We start from the raw sequence: 22290 nt of genomic DNA, 5'->3' as shown, positions 1-22290 counted from the left end.
GGTCTATGTCCTCACCGACAACGAGAAGACCGCGACGATCGATCACGTGGCCGGGATCGCGGTCCGCAATCCGGAGATCGTGGAGGTGGCACGGCATTACGGCACGACGCTGCGGACGTGTTTACCTGCTGATCCGGAGTCGAAGGGAGGAAGTGAGGCGACGGTGCGGATCGCCAAAGCCGACCTGTTGCCGAAGGAGGTGAACCTGCGCGAGCAGTATCACTCTTTCGGTGAGCTCGAGTCGGCTTGCCGGCAGTTCTGCACCGACGTCAACACCCGCGTCCACAGCTCTACTCGGCGGCGGCCGGTCGAGCGGCTGGCCGAAGAGTTGCAGCGGCTGCATCCGCTGCCGAAATCTCCGTTCACCGCGGTGTTCGGCACTACCCGGCGGGTGAACTGGGAGTCGACGATCTCGGTGGAAGGGGTGCGGTATTCGGTGCCGCACACGTTGATCGACACTCGGGTCTGGGCCCGCTTCCATGGTGAGGAGCTGATCGTGACCGCCGTCGACAATGATGGCGGTGCAGTCGAAGTCGCGCGGCACCGCCGCGGCCAACCCGGTTCACCGGTCCTCGACAACGACCACTACCCACCCCGCCCAGACCGCGACGCCGCCGACCGGGTGCCCAAGCCTCGTACCGCCGCCGAGCTCGCCTTCCTACAGTTGGGCCAGGGTGCCAACAGCTGGCTGGTCGAGGCTGCCGCCGCGGGAGCGCGCCGCATCAGGGCGAAGATGGCCGAGGCCGTGGACCTTTCGAAGCTGCACTCCCCGGACGCAGTCGACAGAGCGTTGGGGACGGCGGCGATGACCGGCCGGTTCGCCGATCGGGACCTGATCTCGATCCTCGACTACCAAGTCACCCACGAACACGCTGATCCGGTCCGTCGCAGCGAGAACCACACTCTGCAACCGGGCACCGCCGCCTGGTCCACCTTCGGCCAGACACCAGCGCCGGCCAGCCCAGCCACTACTGACGATGAAAGCGATGACGCCTGATGAGCACCCCTTTGCGCACTGTTACCAGCGCTAACGGCGACCCGTTGGCCGAGGCGATCGACCTGACTAAACGCCTGAAACTGCCCCATATCCGCAGGTCCTTGAGCGATATCATCCCGACCGCGAAAGCCCAACGCTGGGACCCCGCCGAAGTCGTGCGGGTTCTCCTCGCTGAGGAAGCCGCCGGCCGGGACCGGGCGAACCTGCACACTCGCCGCAAACGCGCGGGTTTCCCTACCGGCAAGACCTTCGGCGACTGGGACGAAACGAAATCGTCGATTCCCCGCGCCACCCAGGACGCGCTCCGCACCCTGGAGTGGGTCGGGCGGCGTGAATGTTTCTGCGTCTGTGGGCCTTCGGGAACTGGCAAGTCTCACTTCACCGAGGCACTCGGGCAGGCCGCAGTCGAAGCTGGGCTGGCGGTGTCTTGGTTCACCATCGAAGACCTCGGTGCCCTGGTCCGCCGGCACCGTGCCGACGACTCCATCGCCCGAGCCCTGACGAGGATCATCCGCTCCGACCTGATCATCGTCGACGACATCGGTCTGCTCCCGGTCTCTGAAGACGCCGCCGAAGGATTCTATCGCCTCGTCGACGCTGCCTACGAACGCCGAGCGATTGCCGTCTCGAGCAACCTGCACCCCTGCGGCTTCGACGAGATCATGCCCAAAACATTGGCCACCGCCACCGTTGACCGGCTCCTGCACCATGCGCACGTCGTCGTCACCGACGGCGACTCCTTCCGCCTCACCGAAGCCACCACCGGCAAGGGGGTGAAGCCCTTCAGCTAACCCAAATCAGAAAGCGGGTGGGGAAAAACAACTGGCCGCCACCGGGGAGAACCCGTGGCCACCAGCGGGGAGAACTACTGGCCGCCTACGGGGAGAACTTCGTGGCCATTGACACGCCGACAACAACATTTCCCCGGTGAGGGCATCGAAATCACCACGCACCACCACCCGACCATTGAGCGTCGAAGCAATCCGCAACTCATTGAGATCGACATCCTCGGCGGGCGGGATCTCATCGGATTCGAACAACCGCTCCAACGTCGCGATCACGTTCCGCACCTTCGTGGTCGTCGCCTCCACACCCGACGCAGCAGCGAGCAACAAATCGATACAGCGAGGGAGCGCGGCGTCCGGCATGCCTTTCGGTGGTGATTCGCAGAACGCCACGATCAACACCGCGTGCTCGAACGAGCAATCCCCATCATCGAAGCCTGCCGCCACCGCCGGAAACGGCCGCAAAGCTGCACCCAACGCGGCGATCTTCTTCCCGTCCCGAACCTGCAGCATCGTGTTCGCCGCCAACCACGCACCCACACCGCGGCTCGCAATCACCTGATCATCCGGGCGCAACGACAACTCGTCCACCACCGCCACACGAACGGCCTCGAGGCGCAGAATCTCCGCACTCGCTTCGACAGCAGCAGCACGCAACTCAGCAGCAGACAACTGCCACAACCGTCCGCGTAACCCCACCGCAGAACCAGACACCACATCCGACAACAAGACACTCATTGAATCCCCCGATCCCCTCCCCAAAGGATACTCGAACACACGTTCGAGTCAAGAGGGAATTAGGCGAGGGCGCGAAGGAGTGGAGTGGGGTCGGCGACGACGAACAGATGGCCGCCTCCGTTGATCTCTTCGAAGCGAGAGTCGGGAATCAACGAGTGTGCCCAGCGGGCTACTTCGACGGGTACGTTTCCGTCGTCGGTTCCGTGTAGGAAAACCGTTGGTACCGAGATCGATTGGAAGAGTCCAGGCACCTCGTGGCGATACCGAGCCAAGTCGACAACCCCTGCGGATCCACCCTGTGCGATCCCTTCGGATGAATCCAACTGGAGAGCGGGGCGATGTACCTCGTCGGTCATGACGGCCTGATCGGCGGCCGGCCAGATCGAGACTGAGTCGCTGCGTAGCTTGGAGAACACTCCGGTTCCTGCGAGCATTGCGCCGGCCACGCGGGGAGCCCAGTTGGCGGCAAAGTACAACGCAGATACCAGTTTTATTCTGCGTCGCAAAGTATCTCGCGGTGCCCCGGGGATCATGGCGCACGCCAGCACCAGTTTCGAGACTCGTTCGGGAACGGCTGCAGCGACTGCGAGCGCGTAACCGCCGCCTCCGGAGAAACCCATTAGTGTGGCCGAGTCCAACTCGAGGTGATCGACCAGGGTGACGTAGTCGTCGTCCCAGGAATGAAATCCCTTGTCCGTGTACGGATCCGTGCGTCCGAAGCCGGGTCGATCGGGGACTATCAGCCGTATGCCTGCCGTCGAAGACGCGTTGTGGAGTGAGAGCCCTTCGTATCGGCTGCCAGGTGATCCGTGGGCCACGACTACCGGGTTGCCAGTCGGATCGCCGTACTCGCAGAATGCGATACGACGCCCCGACGCGTCGCGAATTTCGGTTGTGGTCACGCTGCTCGTCATGATGTGGTTCCTTGCTGCGCGATCGACGCCACACCGTCCAGGATGAGGGCGACTCCGAACTCGAACCTTCGGGTGGGATCGTGATGAAGTGCGAACACCGATGCCTCGCGTCGATCGGCAGGTGCGCTGTCGAAAGCGCCGCGTCCCAATTGAATTGCGACGTGTCCGGTGACGAAATCATGCAGCGCGCCGTATGCGTACGTGGCCTGCTCGTCCTCGAGGCCGGCCAAGGAAAGGGCGCTCACGACTCGGTGGGCGGTATCGTCGGCCCCGGGTGCTTCCAGTGATGCCTGCCGATGGGCTTCCAGGACCAGGGGATGGCGCATCAGGAGATCGTGGAGGCCGTAGGCGAACGTGCGGGCAACCCCGCGCCAGTCGGTCGGCCAGTCGATCGACGAGACGGCTTCGCCTACGAGAGTCGAGATCAGATCTCGCCTCAAGGCGTCGATACCGCCGGTTGTGCGGTGGACGGACATCGGCGATATGCCGAGTCGTTCGGCGAGCACTCGAAATGACACCGCATCCAGGCCGTCCGTATCGGCGATCTCTGCCGCGGCATCAAGAATCTGTCTGTGACTCAATGCTTTTGGTCGACCAGCCCTTGCAGAGTTGGTGGATTCGGATACCATGCTGACAACAATAGCGATACGCGTATCGAAATTACAAGTGTCCATCGACCTCCAAGGAGCGCTGCCCGATGACCGATCTCCATCAACTGTCCGCCGTCGAACTTGCCGGTGTGATCGCCGCCAAGCAGGTCTCGATTCCCGAAGTCACCAGGTACTTCGTCGACCGTGCGACCACTGCCGATGACGTCGGCGCCTTCACGACGATCGCCGGGGAGCACGCTGTCGCCCTCGCCGAACAAGCGCAGCGCAGGTTGGACGAGCGGGACGCCGGGCCCCTTCCGCGGCTGTTCGGCGTTCCGACGGCAATCAAAGACCTCGATGCAACGCGCGGCATTCGCACGACCTTCGGATCGGCGCTCTTTCGCGACTTCGTGCCGGACGCTGACGACGAGATCGTCGAGGCGATCCGAGAAGGTGGGTTGATCGACATCGGGAAGACGACGGTGCCCGAGTTCGGGGCAGCCTGTTACACCGAGCCGGAAGTCGCTCCGCCTGCTCGCAGCCCGTTCGATCGCACGCGGAGTGCCGCCGGCAGCAGTGGCGGCGCTGCTGCCGCCGTCGGCGCTGGTCTGGTGCCGTTTGCACAGGGAAGTGACACCGCCGGTTCGTTGCGTTCGCCGGCAAGTACGTGCGGAGTCGTCGGCCTCAAGCCGAGCCGCGGTTTGATCACGATGGGCGTGGCGGGGCATGACAACTTCGGATTTGCGAGCAAGGGGCCGATCGCCCGGACAGTTCGCGATACCGCTGCGCTGCTGGACGTTCTGGCGACGCGACCCGGCGCCGGAACTATCCACCCGCCTCGGCCGAAGTCGTTCGAAGAGTTCGTCGTACAGGCCGGGGGAGTTCGGGCTCGCCCCTTGACCGTCGCTCTTGCTCACGGATCGGTCTCCGGCGGAGCCGTGGATGCGCAGCTCTCGGCTGCTGTATCGAAGGTTGGGTCTGTGCTGGAGGGTCTGGGCCACAACGTGTTCGAGCGACCGCAGGCTCGCGATGACATTTTCATCGATGCTTTCGTCAAGATGTTCTCGTCTTTGGCGGGAACCAAGCCGATCCCGGAGGAGTACGAACACCTTCTGCGTCCGATAGTGCAACACTTGCGAGTTCAAGCAAACGAGGTGCCTTCGGGCGAGCTGGCCGCGGCAATCGGAATTGTTCAGGCCTGGGCGCGGCGATGGAGTCTCGACTACGCCGACGCCGACCTTGTTGTCACTCCGACTGTGACGAAGCCGCCGCTTGCGATCGGGGAGTTGCGCAACGACGAAGATCCCGCGACCGAACTGATCGACATGGTCGCTTTCACCGGAAACACCGTCGTCGCCAATGCAACCGGTTTCCCGTCGATCAGTCTGCCACTCGGTTGGACGGAAGACGGCGTTCCACTCGGCATCATGATCTCGGCGAAATGGGGTTGCGACGCGGAATTACTCTCTGCCGCTGCAATGCTCGAGGCCGAGATGCCGTGGAAGGATCGGTACCGATTCGACCGCGCAACCGTGCTCTAGTTCGGGAGCGGTACCCGGTCGCTCGCCGATGCGAACCCCAACCACGTGTGGCGGTTACCCCACCAGCACCACCCGACTTTCGGGGCGTTGCGGTTGTCTTTGCCGTCGCGACCGGTTCCGTTGCTGATCCACACGGCGGGAGTTCTGGTGTCGAAGGATCCGTCAGGTTTGCGCAGTCGGGAGCCGATGGTCATGAAACACTTTCCGCGTTCGAGAATGTCGGGGCGCTGCAACAGCCAGTGGATGCCTTCGGTAAGCGTCAGCGGCGTACGGTCTGCGTCGACGATTGCGGGCAATGCTTCGTCCGGGCTCCAGTTGGCCAGGTGATCCCCGCGGTCGACTCCACTGAGCAGATGTAATGGGCTTTCGGGCAGCGTTGCCTGCTCGGTGGGGGCGAACAGATCGACGTCCGCCATGTCGACAACTATGAATCCGCGCTTGTTCTCGAGCTCGAGCAGCGGAGTCAGAACTGAAGCCGGAGCCAGTTTTTCGTGCACGGTGAGTAGTCCGACATCACCGTGCCCGGTTGCGGCCTCCTTGACTTCGCCGGCAGAAAGTCCGGCCAACTCGTGAACACCGAGTTCGATCAATCGCTCGGCCTGCTGATCGATGGGCGGGAGGTCGAAATGCATATCTGCGATCCTACCGATCGTGAGCAGAGCGATCGGAGGGTTCGGCCGCGAGGGAAGTCGGCCACGCAACGCCCAACGCGCGCATGATGAACGGGACGGTGGTCGCTACGACGGCGTCCACTCGGTCGCCGGCCATGAGCATCGGGCGTCGGCTTTCCACGCAGGCGAGGATGAGTTGCGCGGATGCGGCAGCATCGGAATCGACAAAGACACCGGCGTCGACACCTTCCTGGACGAGCTGTTCGACCAGAACCGACAGCGGGACAATATGTTCGAGGAAACTTTCGCGATCCTGCGCTGACAACAATTCGACCAACGCGATTCCTGTGAATCGTTGCAGTGAGAACTCGACGAGTGTCAGTTTGACGAGGATTTCGAGTCGGTCCACAGGATTCTCGCGGTCCGCGAGTTCACGCTCGGCCAGGAGTAGGAATCTATCCATCTCGCGGGTGGACCAGGCGAGCAGCAACGCGGATTTGTCGGGGAAGTAGTTGTAAACCGCTGTCCGCGAGACGCCGGCCGCCTGGGCCACGGTCTGCAGCTTCAGGTTTTGCCAGCCCTGCTCGTGAAGTTCGCGAATGAATGCGTCCAACATGGCTTCTCGGGTGGCGATTTTGTGCTCTGCGGTTGTCGCGCCACCGGTCAACTTCGGCATGGTCGATCCTCCTGGGTCTGATTCACGGTCACGGGGAGGTCGAACAGGTCCGCAACAAGGCGCGGATCACCTTGCCACATCGAGACGGGTGCGAGCATCATCTGCTGCGCGATCGAGCGTACGGATCGGCAGACCTCTTGTTCTTCGGCGAGTGTGAGCGTCGTGCGTTTGCGCAATCGCTCCATCTCCGCGGTAGTGAGATCAGTGATCCATTCCTCGGCTGCAAGCGAGAGGGGTGAATCCGGTGTCACGACCGATCCAACTCGGCACTGGAGAACCGCGAAGTCATCACGGACAGCGTGATGACGGCGACGACCGAGACGGCGTGTGCCGCCGCCAGCCAGAGCGACTCGGGTGCATGTTTGTGAAGGGTGGGCGCCATCAGCATGGCCATGAGGAGGGCGAGACTCGACAACATCGCGGGACCGTTGGGGCGGCCGACAAGCAGGCCGACCAGAAGAACGAGCGCGACGACGCTGCACGCCACATCTACAGGCGGGTACGTGGCCGGAACGATTCCGCTGACAGTGTCGGTGAAGTTCAGCCCGATCGACACCAACTGTGCGAGACCTGTCGCGCCGGCCAACCAGGCCGTCCAACGTAGTCCGTGGAGTCCGGCTTTCCGAATGCCAGTCAGGGTTCCTTCGGCGGATTCCCACGCTTCGGACGTCGGTGTTGTCACGGCTACTCCTTTTTATGACGAGGTGTCGTCATAAAGTAGCAGTGCGTGATCGCGAGATTCTTGCCGGTAGGTGACTGGCCTGCTTCGAAGGGATAGCGTCGAAGTACCGGCCGAAATGACAATCGCGGGGAGGTGGCTCGATGACGACCTCTGCCCACACGGATCGGCCCTCGTCGAAACAGAGTTGGTTGGCGCGCGCAGCCTTCGCGGCCCTGGTTCTTGCAGTCGCGGTGCTCCTGATCTTCGCCGGACTGAAAACCTTGACCATGCTGATCCTGGGGATTGGTGGGGTGGTCGTGTGCGTCGTAGCCGTGTACTGGTTTCTGACCACCCGCGGATTCCTCCGCTGGCTCTCGTTGGCCGTGGCGGTTCTGACGCCGATCGTGGTGCTCACCTTCCTGGTCCGAGAACGCCTCCTGTGGGTGGTGCTCCTTGCGATCGGGTTGTTCGTCGTAGCCGGTATCTTCGCTCGCACCGCCTTGGAGGGGGAGGAGAAGGAATTGCCGGTTGTCGAGCGAACTGCACCGCCGCCCGTCAAACCGTTCTTCGTGATGAACCCGAACTCCGGCGGTGGCAAGGTCGAGAAGTTCGACTTGAAACGCAAGGCCGAGGAACGGGGGGCCACGGTCGCACTGCTCGAGGGGCCCGAGAAGATCGACGTGACGGCCTTGGCCAGGCAGGCGGTCGCGGACGGCGCCGACCTACTCGGTGTTGCCGGTGGCGACGGAACGCAGGCACTGGTTGCTGCTGTCGCGGCCGAAAACGACCTGCCCTTCCTCGTCGTCAGTGCGGGAACGCGCAACCACTTCGCCGCGGATCTGGGGCTCGATCTCGAGGATCCGTCACGGTGCCTCGACGCGCTCGTCGACGGCGTCGAGGTCACGGTGGATCTGGGAAACGTCGGCGGTCGAACTTTCGTCAACAACGCATCGTTCGGGGCGTACGCCGAGGTAGTCCAGAGTCCGGAGTACCGCGATGCCAAGACCAGCACCTTCTTGCAGATGCTCCCGGATCTCCTCGCCGGACGTGCCGGAGCGGTGCTGACCGCGCGCTCCCCGAGCGTGTCCGCGGTGGGTCCACAGGCTGTGCTGGTCAGCAACGGCCCGTACGAGATGAACGACCTGGCGGGGCTCGGTCATCGGCCGCGATTGGACAGGGGCACTCTCGGAATCGTCGCGATCTCCGTCAGCAGTGCCCGTCAGGCCATCGGGTTGCTCCATAGGGCGCATCAACACGGTCTGGCTCAGGGCACCGGATTCGAGGTGATCGTCGACGCCGACACCGACGAGATTCCGGTCGGCGTCGACGGCGAGGCGCTGGTGATGCCAACTCCGGTCAGGTGCACGGTCAGTCCGCAGGCGCTGAGGGTCAGAGTCCCCCGAGATCGACCGGGTATCCGTCGCCCCCGGCACGCCTGGGATCTGGTCCGGTTGCGAGAGTTGGCGAAGTTCAGGAGATCCGGCGCATGACCTGACCGACGGCCAGGACTCCCTGCGGATCATGCGTGTCCGCCAAAGCGCTCAGCCAGTGAGCGGTGTCCTCGTCGTAGGTGCGGGCGATCTTCTCCGGGTCGACGCTCGGCGCGAAGTTGGGCAGTGCATGCCCGTTCGTCCATGGCGCCATCGTTCGTCCGAGAGTCTCGGCGTGCGGGACTACCGCGTCGACCATCGGTGGGGCAAGAACTCCGACGGTGAACAGCGAGAAGGCAGCGTCCCGATGGCAGAAGGCGCTGCGGTGCTCAGGTTCCCGTGCGAGGGCGCCCCCGAGGAGACGTAATTCGACGACGGTTTGGGGTGAACCGGATCCGGGGCCGGCAGCGGCCAGCAATGCGTCGACGGCCTCGTGTGACAGCTCGTTGGTCAATGCCGTGGATTCGTGCGTCGGCATCGGGTCGACGGGATCGGCGTGCACTGCCCCGAGGGCGGCATAAGGCAGCACACCGACTGCGTCGATCAAGGGCGTTGCGATTGAACGGATTCGGTCGATCAGTGACTTGGCATCGGATTCCTCGGCAAGACTTGCGAATCTGACCGCGACGGTGAGCCTGCCGGCCAGCGGTGGCGGAACCTGTGGAAGGGGTGGAAGTTGCAGAAAGGCAAGAGAGGTCGAGCTGTGCTCAGGCAGGTCGGCGCCCCAGTCCAGCCAGGCGTGCGCGACCGCACTTGCATCTGCGCCGTCGAAATAGAGTGCACCGCCGTAGAAGTGGGTGACCGGTAGTAGGTCGATCTCGATGGCTGTGACAATGCCCAGTGTGGCCTTGCCGCCGCGCAGTCCCCAGAACAATTCGGCATGTTCGTCGGGGGTGACATGAATGAGTTCGCCACTGCCGGTGACGATGTCGAACGAACGAACGTGATCCGACGAGAGCCCGTACGTGCGCACCATCGGGCCGATGCCGGCGCCGGTGAGGAAGCCGGCGACTCCGACCGTGGGTGAAGAACCTGCCAGTGGCGCCAAGCCGTGGGGTGCGGCAGCGTCGATGACGTCCTGCCAGATCAAGCCCGCGCCGATTCGGGCAGTGCGGTTTTCGGGGTCGACGACGCACTCCGTGAGCCTGCCGGTGTGGACGAGGAGAACGTCACTGCCGAGAGGGACCGCGCCGTGGCCGGTGCGCTGAACACCGACGCGCAGACCCAACTTCGCCGCGAATCGCACCGTTGCGGCAATGTCTTGCGCGCTCTCGACTGCCACCACAGCGCCAGGCGCGACGGGAAACGCTGCATTCCACGGAATCGCCAACTCGTATCCCGTTTCGCCAGGCAGGGAAACGGAGCCGGTCACCTCTGCGCGCAGTGATTCGACCGCGGCGTCGAGCGTGGGGGTCTGAAGGTTCATGGTCTTCCTTTCCTTATCCGTCTTTCGGTCAAGGGAAGGATGTCCGAACAGGCTTGGGTGGTTCTTGACGTATGTATCCCGAGCGGATCCAAGTTTTATCCAAGCGCATTCTCGCAGTTCAGGGCCATGTCGATCGCGCTCGTTCAGCTACGCCCCGCATGCCGAGTGTCTCCGATTCGGCCGCCACTTCCGTCAGCTCCCGTTCACGTTCGGCGGACGGCTCTCGAAGCTGCGCCCGAAGCAGTCGACAGCGCAGCAGTGTTGGTGCTCCACCGGAGCCAGTTGCGATCTTCTCGGCCTGATCCAGGAGAGTCGATGCCTGCTCGACGTGACCGAGAAGCGCGTGCAGCCGAGCGGAGGCTTCGGCGACCGAGCCCAGTTCACCGACATGGCCCACCGTTGCGATGCAGCCGGTGTGTGGCGAGAGAAGTTCGATGAAGGTGTCGGCGTATTCGACCAGTTCCAGATCTGCCACGACGCGTGCAAGTAGTGTCTGGTGTCCCAATGTCGTCCACGTCTGTGGCCCGCGATTGATCAGCCACTTCTTGATGCCGTGGGAAGTGGCCTCGCGCTCGCCTCGGGCGGCGTCGATGGCGATGGTCCACGAATCAGGTTCCACGACACCGGGATCAGATTCGGCCAACGCACCTCGCTCCCATTCCAGAGTGTTGAACGCCAGATCTGCGCTGCCAGCGGTGTACAACTCCGTTTGCAGATGGATCTGCCTGGCCGTCTCGTACTGCCGGCGGGCTTGCGCGAAGTCTCCGTACCATTCGGCGAGAGTTGCTTCCATCCAGCGTAATTGGACCCGAACCACCGGGAGTCTCAGTAGCTCGCAGCCGATGATCCCCTGCCTGACGTGTTTGACGGCAGCATCGACATTGGCCAGATTCATCTCCGTCATGCTCGCGACGGCGTGTGCGACGACGCTGTCGACACGCGATTGTTGGTGCGGCAGTTCGAAAAGCTCGCGCAGTAGGCGCATGGACTCCGCGCTGTGCACCGCGACTCCGGAGAAAAGCAGAATCCGTCCGAGCAGCGCGTCCGCGATCACATCCGGATCGTCGAGTTCGCGGGCGATGTCGAGAGCACGGGCGCTCCATCGATTCGGGATCTCGGCTTCGGGGTGGTAGCAACTTCCCACCGCCAGCGCAGCAAGAACCCGTGCGTGAGCTGACCTGTCGTTCTCGACCAAGGGCTCGACCGCCGCGAGCCGTTCGAGCAGTGGTCCCGGATCGGTACCGTAGGAAACCCACGGCCACGCACCGGCGGCCCGAAGTAATGCGCCTGCCAATCGTCCGACGGCGGAGGTTCGCCCCTCCCGAACAGCCTCGAGGAGACCGGCATTGACGACGTCGAGAACTGTCTGCCCTCGACCTGCGCGGGCGAGGGCCTCGACTCTGGCCACCAGCAGGTCGTCCCGATCGTCAGCGGATTGCTGGGACACCGGAAGTAAGTCGAACGCGCGGACAGCTGCCTCCCACCACTCGGCCGCGGTCTCCGAACTCCACCGATCGGTCGCATCCTGAGCTGCAGCCGTGCATGCCTCCAGAACGACGAGTGGATCGACCAGGGGAAGTGCCGACATCAGATGTTGCGCGCGGCGGCTCAGCCGGTCCGGATCGGAGGAATTTTCGAGCACTTCGGCAACTCGGGCATGTATCCGCTGGCGACGAAGCGTGGGTATCGCCTCGAGGACTTCGTCTCGGAGAAGGCCGTGAGCAAAGACGTAACCGCCGTTTGCCGAGTCCGCGACGATGATTCGTTCATCAGCAGCCGCGTCGAGATGGTCGGCGAGAGTGTCGACATCGAGACGGGTGGCTGCGGCCAGTGTGTACACCTCGATGGCGTCGCCGATAACTGCGGCAACCCGAAGATCTTGCAACACTGCCGGTTCGACTGCGGCAAGGCGTCGACCGAGGACAGATCGAACGGCGACGGGGATGCCGTCGCCCAGTCGCTCGTTCCGGGGAAGCCTGGCGTACTCCGAGACGAACAGCGGGTTGCCGCCGGTTCGTTCCGCCAGGGTTCGCGCCTCCGCGTCGTCGAGCGTGTCCCCGGAGACGCACCTTGCGAGTGTTGCAACCTCGCCCTGCGCGAGCGCCGGCACAATCATGGTTCGGTTTCCTTCGCCGTGGAGTACGGCTTCTTCGAACTTGCGCACTGCCGGCCCGACTTCCAAGTCTCGGAGCGTCGACACGAACCAGACTCTGGCACTGGTCATTGCGCCGACCAGGTAGGTCAGGCAACGAAGGGACGTGGGATCGGCCCATTGAATGTCGTCGATGACGACGGTCAACAGTGCATCTTTCGCCGCAGCTTCGATGGTGGTGCGAACCCGTTCGTAGACGGCAAATCTCGCTTCGTCCGGATCGATGTCCGTCGGCGGCGTCAGTACGAAATCGGCGTCGGCTCCGAGTTCCCGAACCAGTCGGCGGATCGGCCACCACGGCGGCGTTCCGTCGTCCTCCGGGCAACGTGCCCAGACGGTGGCTCCTCGAATGGACGTTGTTCTCGACGAACACTCCTCGGCGAATCGTGTCTTGCCGATGCCGGCGGGGCCGGTCAAGATCAACCAGCGAGGTGAGCCACGGCGAACGTCGTCGAGCATCTTGTCGGCGACAATCGTCTGAGCGTCGCGCCCGACGAACAAGCGTGAGGAATCCGTCTCGGGCATCGCTGCTACGGCTGGGGGAGAAGCCGGGACCGACACTTGTTCGGCCCCCGTCCATCCCGGAGTGCGCGGCCAGGCGGCCAGGCCGGGTTCGTGGCGCAGGATCGCGCCTTGCAATGCTGTCAGCTCCCCGCCGGGCTCCAGTCCCAGCTCGGCGTCGAGCCGAGACGCGTGTAATCGAAACTGTTCCAACGCTTCCGGTGACCTGCCCGCCCGATGCAGGGCAACCATTCGCAGCCAGCAGGTCCGGTCGCGGAACGGGTACTCGCTACAGAGTTGAGCAGCTTCGACCAGCGCGGGTGCCAGGCGCCCGAGAGCCAGAAGCGCCGTTATCCGGGTCTCCCGGCACTCGGTCCGCACTTCCTCGAAGGCTGCGGCTTCCACCTCCACCCAGTGCGCGTCGTTCAGGTCGTCCAGAAGCTGCCCCCGGACCGAGGCGAGGGCACGGTCAGCGGTCGTCAAAGCCTCCTGCCACCGTTCGTTCTCAGCGTGTTGTCGCGCCGTTTCGGCGTCGTCGAGAAACACCGACAGATCGACGTCTGCCGGAGCGACCTCGAGGACATAGCCCGGCGATTGACGCACTATCGGTGACGCCGTACCGGTTTCGACGCGTAGCGCTCGGCGCAGGTTGGAGATATACGCCTGGATGCTTGCCATCGCACTCGCCGGTGCGTCGTCGTGCCAGAGAGCATCGATCAGCCGGTCGGTGGAGACGACGCGACCACGGTTGAGCAGTAGAACGGCAAGGACCGTTCGTTGTTTTCGAGGGCCCAGATCGATCACGTCGCTCGTCGCCGGACCCCGTGCGACCTCCAACGGCCCGAGCAGTCGATAGATCATCCGTTTCCCCTCGTACCTGCGGACGCAGGACGGTTCGATTCTAAGGAGCGAAATTCATACATGCAGGACAAAACGGTCAACTAGTTCTCGTCAACATCTGCTCGGATTCCTCGGAAAGAGTCTGGTTGACGCTGGTAGTGCGCAGCGTCGCCGCACAGACCAACGCACCGAGAGCTGCGATGAAGGCTGCGACAAACAGAGCCAACCGAAGTCCACCGACAAAGTCGTCCGGTGGTCCGCCGGGCAGCATCGACTGCGCCGGAAGGAAGGCGCCGAGCACGGCAACCCCGACTGCGATGCCGGTCTGCCGGAACGCGTCGTTGATCCCTGCGGCCAATCCGGAATGGTTCGAAGTGCTTTCGCCCAGAACCAACCCACTCATGACGGGGTTGAACACCCCGGCCCCCACGCACGCGACAACAAATCCGGGAAGTATCGCGTACGGCGAACTGGTCACGTCGACGACGGTCATCATGACCAGCCCCACCGAGACGAGTAGAAGCGAGCACGTCAACGAGACCGAGACGGGGATGCGCCCGTCCAATTTCGCGGTGGCGCCCGCGACGACGAACATCGCTATCGTCGCCGGTAGATACACCAGGCCGGCGTCCACGGGAGACAGATGCAGCACGTTCTGCAGGTAGATGGTCGTGTAGACGAACACCGCGAACAGGGAGGCGGAGATCGAGAACGCTGCGATCTGCGCTCCGGCGAAGGCCCGATTGGCGAGCAGATGCGGGGGCAGCATGGGCTCGGTGGTACGAAGCTCGTGCAGGGAGAAACCGATCATGGCGGCCGCGGCGATCACCGCGGCGATCATCGGCTGCGGCTCGAACCACCCATCCTCGTTACCGCGTAACAAACCGAACACCAGAGCTGCCAGGCCGGTGGACACCAGAATCTGCCCGGGCACGTCCGCGCCGCGAGGTCGAGGATCGCGTGACTCGGGAACCCACCGCACCGTCATCGCCAGTGTGATCAACCCGATCGGAACGTTGATCAAAAAGATTGCGCGCCAATCCAACAACTCGGTGAGCAACCCGCCCACCAGTGGGCCGACGGCAAACGCGCCCCCGATCGTGGCGCCGTATGCAGCCAGAGCAGTCGCGCGCTGGGGACCCTTCTCGAACACGTCCGCCAGCAAGGCAAGTGAGCAGGCGAAGAGTACGGCACCGCCGATACCCTGAGCGGCCCGCGCGAGGTCGAGCACCCAGATGTTCGGCGCCAGAGCGCAGATCAGAGATGCCGTGGTGAACCACAGAATGCCGATGACGAAAACATGGCGTCGACCCCGTCGGTCTGCCCACGATCCGGCGCTGAGAACCACCGTCGCCAATGCCAGCGTGTACGCGTCGATCACCCATTGCAGGGCGCTGACTCCGGTATCGAGATCGGATGCGATCGACGGCAGGGCGGTGTTGACGACGGCGATGTCGAGCATGAGCATTGCGGTGCTCACGCATACTGCCAGCAAAGTGGCTCGTCGTACTGCGGTGTTCTTCGGGGTGATCGGTGCGGTCATGGCCCGTCCTGATGGTCGAAGGGGTGTGTACTCGGAACACCCTGCGCCCCGACGCTTGGGACATATCGGGCGAAATGCTTGGAACCCGCATGGTTGATAACTGCCGTGTTACTCGGAATCCGTCACCACCTGCTCGGTCGAATACGCACTCTCCCAACGGTTAATCTCTGGTCATGGAGACCAGCCAGTGGGTGCGACGGGTGTTGGTGGTGGAAGACCAACCACTGATGCGTGCGCTCGTCGGTGACACGCTCACACACGCCGGGTTCGTGGTCCATACGGCCGGATCGGCGGTCGAAGCGCTCACGGAGTTCGACGGATTCGATCCTGACCTCTTGGTCACGGACATCGACCTTGGCGTGCGGCCGAACGGCGTCGATCTCGCGAACATCGTCACCGTGAAGGCTCCGCATTGCGCGATCGTGTTCCTGACGAACTACCCCAACGCATCGACAGCGCCAGGTTCTGCGGGTGTGCCGCCGAAATCGCTGTTCGTGGACAAGGCGGCTGTCCAGTCGGCGGATCAGTTGATCGGCGTAGTGGAGGCCGCGTTGACGGAAACCGAGCCACCGGCGCTCGGGAGTGATCCGGACTCCGCCTTGTCGAGCCTCACCAGATCACAGCTCGATCTTCTGCGTTACATCTCGCTCGGGTGGTCGAACAGCGCAATCGCAGCGCATCGTGGGTCCTCGATCCGAGGTGTGGAGAAGCTCATCGCGCGCACTCTCGAGAGCCTGGGATTGACGCACGATTCGTCCACCAATCCGCGAGTGCTTGCTGCGAGTATCTTCATCCGCCATTTCGGTGTGCCCGAAGTGACCGACTCGGTGTGAACCCGCGCGAGTGGTGGCTTCGACTCGGTGATCGGAACATCGTCACCAAGTGGTCCTGGATTCTGACGCTGCCGTTCGCGGTGACCGTGATGGCCAACTACTACCTGTGTACCGGGGTGCGCGAAGTAGGCGTGATGGCAGTCGGCGCCTTCGCGACCCACTGCGTTGTCGGGGTGATGCTGCTGATGGCGAGGGCTGTTCTTGCAGCACACCGATCGCAGCTCGCAGCCCTGGCCCTGTTCGCAGTGATCGGCGCGATCCGCCCGTTCGTCCTCGACGCGATCACCCGCGCGCTCGAACTCCCCGTCGACCCCAGACCGATGCTCGTCCGGGTGGCCCTCAACGTCGCGTGCAGCGTTGTCTTCTTGTCGTTGACCGCCGTACTGGTAAGCGCTCTCCGTGACCGCCTCGCGCTGCAACGGAGTTTGAAGGTTGCCGGGGCCGCCGTCCAACTCCAACAGACCCGGGATCGATTCCGCCTCGGCCAAACCCGTGCGCAGTGTCGGCGAGAGCTCGAGCGCAGTATCGAGACGGTCATGCACGCGGTTGCTGAAACGGAACTCGAGGGAGTGCGAGGAGCAGCTCTCTTGAAGCGAATCTCCGACGACGTGGTTCGCCCGATGAGTCATCGACTGTTCCGGGAGATTCCCCCGATCGAATCACCGACGCCGACTGTGCGGCTGACGGCGAGAGATCGACTGATCGGCGTCGTACGCAGCGTTGAACCGGCGCCACTGTACGTACCGGTGTTCGCGTACACGGCACTGGTGACCGTCTACCTGCTCACGACTTACGGCGTGACGTTCACGGCGGTCCAGCTCGGCGTCGGTTTCTGGCTCTTCGTCGGTGGCAATGCGTGCGCTCGCCGAGTTGTCAGCAGCGGAGACGGCCCTCTGAGACGGATCGCGACTCTTTCTGCGGTGTACTGCTCGAGTGCGCTGATCAGCAGTACCGCGACGTGGCTGCTCCTGACGGTGTTCGGCCGTACCCCGACTTTCTATTTCTCGTCGATGGCCGTCTACCCGTTGGTTGCGCTGTCCGTCTGCCTGATCAGGGCTGCGGATACGCAGCGTCAGGACGAGGAGCGTCAACTCCGCAGTGCCCTGAGCCGGCAAGCGCTCGATGCAGCTCGTATCCATGCCGAGCTCATGCACACCCGACGTGGACTGGCCAGGTTGTTGCACTCGTCGGTGCAGGGCGAACTCGTAGCGGCCGCATGGTCTTCGGGCGCCGTTGCCGGTCGCCCAGTCGATGTTGCGGCAACCATTGCCCACATTCTCGACGGCTTGGAAAGCGACCTGTCTGCGTCATCCGATCAGCCGGCTGACTCCGATGCCCGAAAGCGTATCGATGATCTTGTCACGGTGTGGCGCTACGCAATTCCGGTCGTCAGTCACGTCGACGACGAAGTCTGGGCGGTGATCGGTTCCGGCTCCGCTCGGCTCGACAGCGTGGTGGAGATCCTGTCGGAGGGACTGACCAACGCCGTGAAACACGGTGCAGGAGGGCCCGTCTTCCTCGAGGTGACACTCGCCGATGCTCGGGCGGTAGTAGTGCGGATCAGTTCGCCGGGTCGGCTGCCGGTGGCACGGGACTCAGGGATCGGGCTTGAATCGCTCGCCGGTACGGTAACGTCCCTCGAACTTGTCGAAGAGGAAGACCGGGTGGTCCTCACAGCCGTGCTTCTGTGACACCGTGAGTGGCGATGTCGTGGAGGCCGAACGTTTCGCCAATGGCCGGATTGGCCGCTTGTACGGTCGCAGAAATGGAATCGATTACTGCGCAGCTCATCCCACTCGCCACCGGCGTCGTCATCAGCCCGATTCCTCTGGTTGCGATCATCGCGATCCTACTGTCCACTCGGGCGAAGGCAAATGCATTCGCGTACACCGCGAGCATCGTGCTGGCCGCGACAGCGATCACAGCAGCGACGGCACTTTCGACCACCGGAGTGGAATCGAAGTCCAGCGGCAGCGCGCATATCGTCCAGACGGTGTTCGCCGTCGTGTTCACTGTCGGTTTTCTGGCGCTCGCATACTCGAGTTGGCGTAGCCGTCCGAAAGACGATGCCGAGCCGGCGATGCCGTCGTGGCTGGCGCAGATCGACTCGATGCAACCGGCCAAAGCCGCGGTCCTGGGACTGTTGTTGACCGTACCCAACGCGAAGAACCTGCCGCTCGAACTCAAGGCAGGTTCGATCATCGGTGGCGGGCACCTCGGCTGGGTATCAGTGGTCGCGTACTCCGTCCTGTTCGCGGTAGGGGCGTCCATCGCCTTGATCGTGCTGTCAGCATTGGCTGCCGTGCCCTCGGCGAAGGTGACCGATGCACTGAGCGCCACCAAAAGCACTCTGATCCGCCACAATGCGGCAATCATGACCGTTTTGTTCCTGATGCTGGCAGCATTGGAACTCTCGCACGTTGTCGAAGCCCTGTCGAAGTAGCAACTTGTTTTCGAGGAGAAATCGAATGACGATCACACCCAGCGAAGCGCCGGTAGTCGAGACAACGTACGGGCCGGTTCGAGGATCGACGGAAGGCTCGGTGTCGAGTTGGAAGGGGATTCGTTACGCGGCACCTCCGGTCGGTCCGCTGCGATTTCGCGCGCCGGTTCCGCCGAAGCCCTGGACCGAGGTCCAGGACGCAACAGAATTCGGGCCGTGTGAGCCGCAAAGTCGACTCGCGATGATCCCGCTCGGTGAGAACGTTCCGATGGACGAAGACTGCCTGTTCCTCAACGTGTGGGCACCGGGCGCCGTCGGTTCTGATGCGCCGGGTAAACCGGTGATGGTCTGGATTCACGGCGGAGCGTATTTCCGCGGAGCGTCCAGCCAACCACTTTTCGACGCAACCACATTGGCTGAGAACGGCGACGTTGTCGTCGTCTCGATCAACTACCGCATCGGTGTGTTCGGCTTCGTCGATTTCTCGTCCTTCAATTCGAGTGAACATACCTTCGAGCCCAATGTCGCTCTCCGCGACATGATTGCAGCGCTGCAATGGGTTCAAGGCAACATCGCGGCTTTCGGTGGCGATCCCGACAAAGTGACGTTGTTCGGCGAGTCGGCAGGTGGCGGCGCGGTGACGACGCTGATGACCGTCCCGTCCGCTCGCGGCCTGTTTCATCGCGCTATTGCCGAAAGTTCGCCCGCCACTTCGGTGTACGGTAGTGAACGTGGTGAGATCGTCGCGAAGCTGTTTCTCGAGATCTTCAGCGGCGGAAGCGATCTGGGTCTGTTGCGGTCCACGTCTGCCGAAGACTTGATCGGGCCGTCAGACGAACTGTTTGCTCGCGTCCCCCAGGAGACGCCTGGCACTTTGGCGTTCGCGCCGATCGTCGACGGTGATCTGCTCCCTGACTACCCGGTGCGCGCGTTCCGTCACGGCAATGCACACCCGATTCCGCTGATCATCGGAACCAACAAGGACGAATCTTCGCTCTTCCGGATGATGAAGTCGCCGTTGATGCCGATCGATCCCGTCGTGATCACGTCGATGTTCGCGGAGATCGCCGACGAGCATCCAGGACTCGAGCTACCGGATCATTCTCAAATCGAAGGCGCGTATTCGGGACTGTCCAAGCTGGGCGCCGGTCTCGGTTTGACCCGTGATTTCGGATTCCGGCTGCCTACGTTGTGGATCGCCGAAGCGCACAGCAAGGTTGCGCCGACGTGGTTGTATCGCTTCGACTACGCGCCGCCGATGCTCAAGGCGCTGAAGATCGGTGCGACCCACGGCACCGAACTTGCCTACGTCTTCGGCAACATCAACCACGGGGCACGAGACATCACCTACAAGTTGGGTGGATTGAGCGCGGCGCGTCATGTCTCTGAGCGCATGCAGGCGAGGTGGTTGGACTTTGCCAGAGCTGCAGGCGATTACGACGCCGGGGACGATCGCGAACTGGGTGCGGACCCGGGGTGGCCCACTTACGACACCGACACACGCTCGACACTGTTGATCGACAAACGCGATGCCGTCGTCGCTGATCTCGACCGCGAGATCCGGGAGGCGTGGGGTGAGACGGTGATTGCATTCACCTGACGGTTCAGCCCTGCTCCAATTCGGCCAGGTAGTGCGAGACGGGTCCCACGGTGAGCATTCCGCTTCCGGCGCCGGCTATTTCGGCGGCGGCAGGTAGGAGCGCCGCTCGCGCACGCTCCTTGACTCGATGGTCGCCGACTGCAGTGGCCGCTGCGGCAGTCAAGCACCACAGTGCCTCGGAGAGTAGGTCTTCGGGCGGGTCCGGCAATGCCTCGACGGCCTTCGCTGCTTCGTTCGTCTGCCCCTGTGCGATGAGCAGGTGTGGCCGGGCCCAGGGTTCGTAGGGGCCCCACTGCGTAGTCGGGTCGAAAACCGCCGGCAGTCCCCGCCATACGCGGAGGGCGAGAATTGCGAGAGGGAGTATGCCGTCCGCGAGACCCGGCATGCCGGCATCGGAAAGATTGACCGCCGCAGCTTCGTACAGCTTCTCGCAGTGCGCGGCCTCCGCGCCGGCAGCGGCAGTACGCATAGCGCGAAACCAGGTGGTGAACACCGCTGCCAACGGGCGTTCGTGACGTCCGGCCAATCGATCAACCGTCTCGGCATGTAGCTCGGCTGCATCGAATTGCCCAAGGGCGCTGAGGGTTTGCATGCGGATCAGATGGCCGAGGATCTCGAAGGTAGCCAGGCCGTGTCGAATGGCGAGGTCGACCAGTTCACGGCCGATGTCGTCGCGCTCGGAGGCCAGACCGTTAGTCCAGAACGTCTGCATGAACAATCCGTTCAGAGCGAAGGCCAGGAGCCCTGGATCGTCGAGAGCGCGACCGATCTGTACTGCGGCACGGGCACATTCGAGACCGTGATGACCGGGCAGTCCGCGCGATTCGAGTGCGATTGTCGCCAACAGTCTCGCCCGAGCGGGTTCGTTGCCGGCCGGAAGTCGATCGAGAGTGCGCTGAGCGGCCTCGACGATCTGCGTAGCCTGCCGAGGATCGTCGGATCGCGTCCAGATCCCGGGCACGTCGTAATTGCCGATGATCCGCGCGGTGAGTTCGACGTCGTCCAATTGTTCAGCGGCGCCGATGATTGTCAGTCGTTGGTTTCGGGCAGTCTCGAGTCCGCTTCCGCCCGCAACTGCCAAACTTCGGAGGAGGCCGACGGTTGACTCCAGTCTCGATTTCGATCCTGCCGCTACGGTCCGGTCGTACGCTGCCGAAACCTGACTGAAGATCTGTTCTGCCCCTACAGGATCCAGGCGGGTTTCCCGGCGGAGAATGTCGGACTCGAGGTCGTTCAGTCGTGGACCAGGGTCGATGCCCAACTCTTCGGCGAGTAACTTCCGTGCGCGACGTAGGACTGCCAGAGCATCGCCTTGACGATCGGACCGGTACAGCGCCAGAGCGAGTAGTCGCCAACCCTCCTCGCGCCAAGGGTGTTCCGTCACGTGGGCATCCAGATCGGGAATCGCTTCGGCAGCTCGCCCGAGATCGAGCTGCGCGGATGCCAAGCGTTCGACGGCAGTCAGATGCAGTTCCTCCAAGCGTGATCGCTCCGTTCGGGCCCAAGGCTCGTCGGCGAACTCCGCGTAGGCCGGCCCTCTCCACAGCTGCAGCGCGGTTCGGAGCAGTTCGAGTGATTGCGCCGGCGTCGAATCTGCGGCTTCTCGCACCAGTCTTTCGAATTCCCAAGCGTCGACCGCGTCGGGTGCTGCATGAAAGGCGTAACCGGGCCCTTCGGTGACAATGACTTTCGGCTTCTTTCGCGGCGCGCGATCCGGTTCGAGCGCACGCCTCAATGCGGAAACGAACGTACGTATTGCGCTGGTAGCGCCGGACGGAGGATCGACCCAGAGGTCGTCGACAATCACGTCCACGGGAACAACACGTCCGCGGGCGACGACGAGACGAGCGAGGACCGCTCGGTGTCGTGGACCCTTCAGATCGATCTGGTGTGAAGACTCGTTCCACGCGACCACGGGTCCGAGCACTCCGAAAGCCGGGGCTTCAAATGTGTGGTCTCGCATTTCCCCACGCTATCGCGCTCATCGAACGCTCATCGACTGCGGCGAA

Annotated in this window: 17 protein-coding genes and 2 pseudogenes; 8 read left to right on the top strand and 11 right to left on the bottom strand. The window is 63.3% G+C overall.

Annotated features, from left to right (window positions below; translation table 11 throughout):
- Positions 1–997: pseudogene (gene istA / locus AC1Q6C_RS08265) on the top strand (IS21-like element IS1415 family transposase); the annotation flags it as partial.
- Complete coding sequence (istB, locus tag AC1Q6C_RS08260; protein WP_075835994.1) at positions 997–1788, top strand: IS21-like element IS1415 family helper ATPase IstB; 792 nt, start codon at positions 997–999, stop codon at positions 1786–1788. The pseudogene istA and the gene istB, both read left to right, overlap by 1 nt.
- A gap of 114 nt (positions 1789–1902) precedes the next feature.
- Here the strand turns inward: istB and AC1Q6C_RS08255 are convergent.
- The 3 genes and pseudogenes from AC1Q6C_RS08255 to AC1Q6C_RS08245 all read right to left on the bottom strand — a co-directional run.
- Positions 1903–2520: pseudogene (locus AC1Q6C_RS08255) on the bottom strand (DUF222 domain-containing protein); the annotation flags it as partial.
- A 59-nt stretch (positions 2521–2579) separates the two neighbouring features.
- Positions 2580–3434 (bottom strand): alpha/beta fold hydrolase, encoded by an 855-nt coding sequence (locus AC1Q6C_RS08250; protein ID WP_192712716.1) that lies wholly within the window; start codon positions 3432–3434, stop codon positions 2580–2582.
- Entirely contained in the window at positions 3431–4015 is a 585-nt protein-coding gene (locus AC1Q6C_RS08245; protein ID WP_230359246.1) for a TetR/AcrR family transcriptional regulator, read from the bottom strand. Before AC1Q6C_RS08245 ends, AC1Q6C_RS08250 begins: the two co-directional genes overlap by 4 nt.
- A gap of 116 nt (positions 4016–4131) precedes the next feature.
- Here AC1Q6C_RS08245 and AC1Q6C_RS08240 point away from each other — a divergent pair, with 116 nt between their 5' ends.
- Entirely contained in the window at positions 4132–5565 is a 1434-nt protein-coding gene (locus tag AC1Q6C_RS08240) for an amidase (protein ID WP_007730212.1), read from the top strand.
- Here the strand turns inward: AC1Q6C_RS08240 and AC1Q6C_RS08235 are convergent.
- From AC1Q6C_RS08235 to AC1Q6C_RS08220, 4 genes are read right to left on the bottom strand one after another with little or no spacing between them, the layout of a single operon-like run.
- Positions 5562–6197 (bottom strand): DUF5701 family protein, encoded by a 636-nt coding sequence (locus AC1Q6C_RS08235; RefSeq protein WP_065456500.1) that lies wholly within the window; start codon positions 6195–6197, stop codon positions 5562–5564. The genes AC1Q6C_RS08240 and AC1Q6C_RS08235 overlap by 4 nt on opposite strands.
- Positions 6198–6207: 10 nt before the next feature.
- On the bottom strand, positions 6208–6852 hold the full coding sequence (locus AC1Q6C_RS08230) for a TetR/AcrR family transcriptional regulator (RefSeq protein WP_065456501.1): 645 nt from the start codon (positions 6850–6852) through the stop codon (positions 6208–6210).
- Positions 6840–7103 (bottom strand): hypothetical protein, encoded by a 264-nt coding sequence (locus AC1Q6C_RS08225; protein ID WP_007730221.1) that lies wholly within the window; start codon positions 7101–7103, stop codon positions 6840–6842. Before AC1Q6C_RS08225 ends, AC1Q6C_RS08230 begins: the two co-directional genes overlap by 13 nt.
- On the bottom strand, positions 7100–7534 hold the full coding sequence (locus tag AC1Q6C_RS08220) for a hypothetical protein (protein ID WP_054188289.1): 435 nt from the start codon (positions 7532–7534) through the stop codon (positions 7100–7102). Before AC1Q6C_RS08220 ends, AC1Q6C_RS08225 begins: the two co-directional genes overlap by 4 nt.
- Before the next feature lie 140 nt (positions 7535–7674).
- Here AC1Q6C_RS08220 and AC1Q6C_RS08215 point away from each other — a divergent pair, with 140 nt between their 5' ends.
- Positions 7675–9003, top strand: a complete 1329-nt coding sequence (locus AC1Q6C_RS08215; RefSeq protein ID WP_064113570.1) for a diacylglycerol/lipid kinase family protein — start codon at positions 7675–7677, stop codon at positions 9001–9003.
- Here AC1Q6C_RS08215 and AC1Q6C_RS08210 read toward each other — a convergent pair.
- The 3 genes from AC1Q6C_RS08210 to AC1Q6C_RS08200 form a co-directional block, all read right to left on the bottom strand.
- Positions 8984–10369 carry an FAD-binding oxidoreductase gene (locus tag AC1Q6C_RS08210; protein WP_492666510.1) on the bottom strand — a complete coding sequence of 462 codons (1386 nt, stop codon included), beginning with the start codon at positions 10367–10369 and terminating at the stop codon, positions 8984–8986. The genes AC1Q6C_RS08215 and AC1Q6C_RS08210 overlap by 20 nt on opposite strands.
- Before the next feature lie 118 nt (positions 10370–10487).
- Positions 10488–13883, bottom strand: coding sequence for an ATP-binding protein (locus AC1Q6C_RS08205; RefSeq protein WP_492666509.1), 3396 nt, complete (start codon positions 13881–13883; stop codon positions 10488–10490).
- Between the two features lie 76 nt (positions 13884–13959).
- Positions 13960–15405 (bottom strand): MFS transporter, encoded by a 1446-nt coding sequence (locus tag AC1Q6C_RS08200; protein WP_492666508.1) that lies wholly within the window; start codon positions 15403–15405, stop codon positions 13960–13962.
- A gap of 173 nt (positions 15406–15578) precedes the next feature.
- Between AC1Q6C_RS08200 and AC1Q6C_RS08195 the strand changes: the two genes are divergently transcribed.
- The 4 genes from AC1Q6C_RS08195 (at position 15579) to AC1Q6C_RS08180 (ending at position 20281) form a co-directional block, all read left to right on the top strand.
- The gene (locus tag AC1Q6C_RS08195) at positions 15579–16238 is read left to right on the top strand and encodes a response regulator (protein WP_058038412.1); all 660 of its coding nucleotides are present in this window, start codon (positions 15579–15581) and stop codon (positions 16236–16238) included.
- On the top strand, positions 16235–17929 hold the full coding sequence (locus AC1Q6C_RS08190; protein ID WP_116057689.1) for a sensor histidine kinase: 1695 nt from the start codon (positions 16235–16237) through the stop codon (positions 17927–17929). The genes AC1Q6C_RS08195 and AC1Q6C_RS08190 overlap by 4 nt, the downstream gene beginning before the upstream one ends.
- A 74-nt stretch (positions 17930–18003) precedes the next feature.
- Positions 18004–18681 carry a GAP family protein gene (locus tag AC1Q6C_RS08185; RefSeq protein WP_492666507.1) on the top strand — a complete coding sequence of 226 codons (678 nt, stop codon included), beginning with the start codon at positions 18004–18006 and terminating at the stop codon, positions 18679–18681.
- Positions 18682–18706: 25 nt separating this feature from the next.
- Positions 18707–20281, top strand: coding sequence for a carboxylesterase/lipase family protein (locus tag AC1Q6C_RS08180; protein WP_073512501.1), 1575 nt, complete (start codon positions 18707–18709; stop codon positions 20279–20281).
- Positions 20282–20285: 4 nt separating this feature from the next.
- On the opposite strand, the gene AC1Q6C_RS08175 is transcribed toward AC1Q6C_RS08180, so the two are convergent.
- Positions 20286–22244: an AfsR/SARP family transcriptional regulator gene (locus tag AC1Q6C_RS08175; RefSeq protein ID WP_492666506.1), complete on the bottom strand. Its 1959-nt coding sequence runs from the start codon at positions 22242–22244 to the stop codon at positions 20286–20288.
- Positions 22245–22290: the final 46 nt, after the last annotated feature.

This window comes from Rhodococcus sp. MT28, from assembly GCF_058792695.1.
The sequence above is the reverse complement of the archived record's forward strand: the minus strand, read 5'-3'. Positions and strand labels throughout refer to the sequence as shown.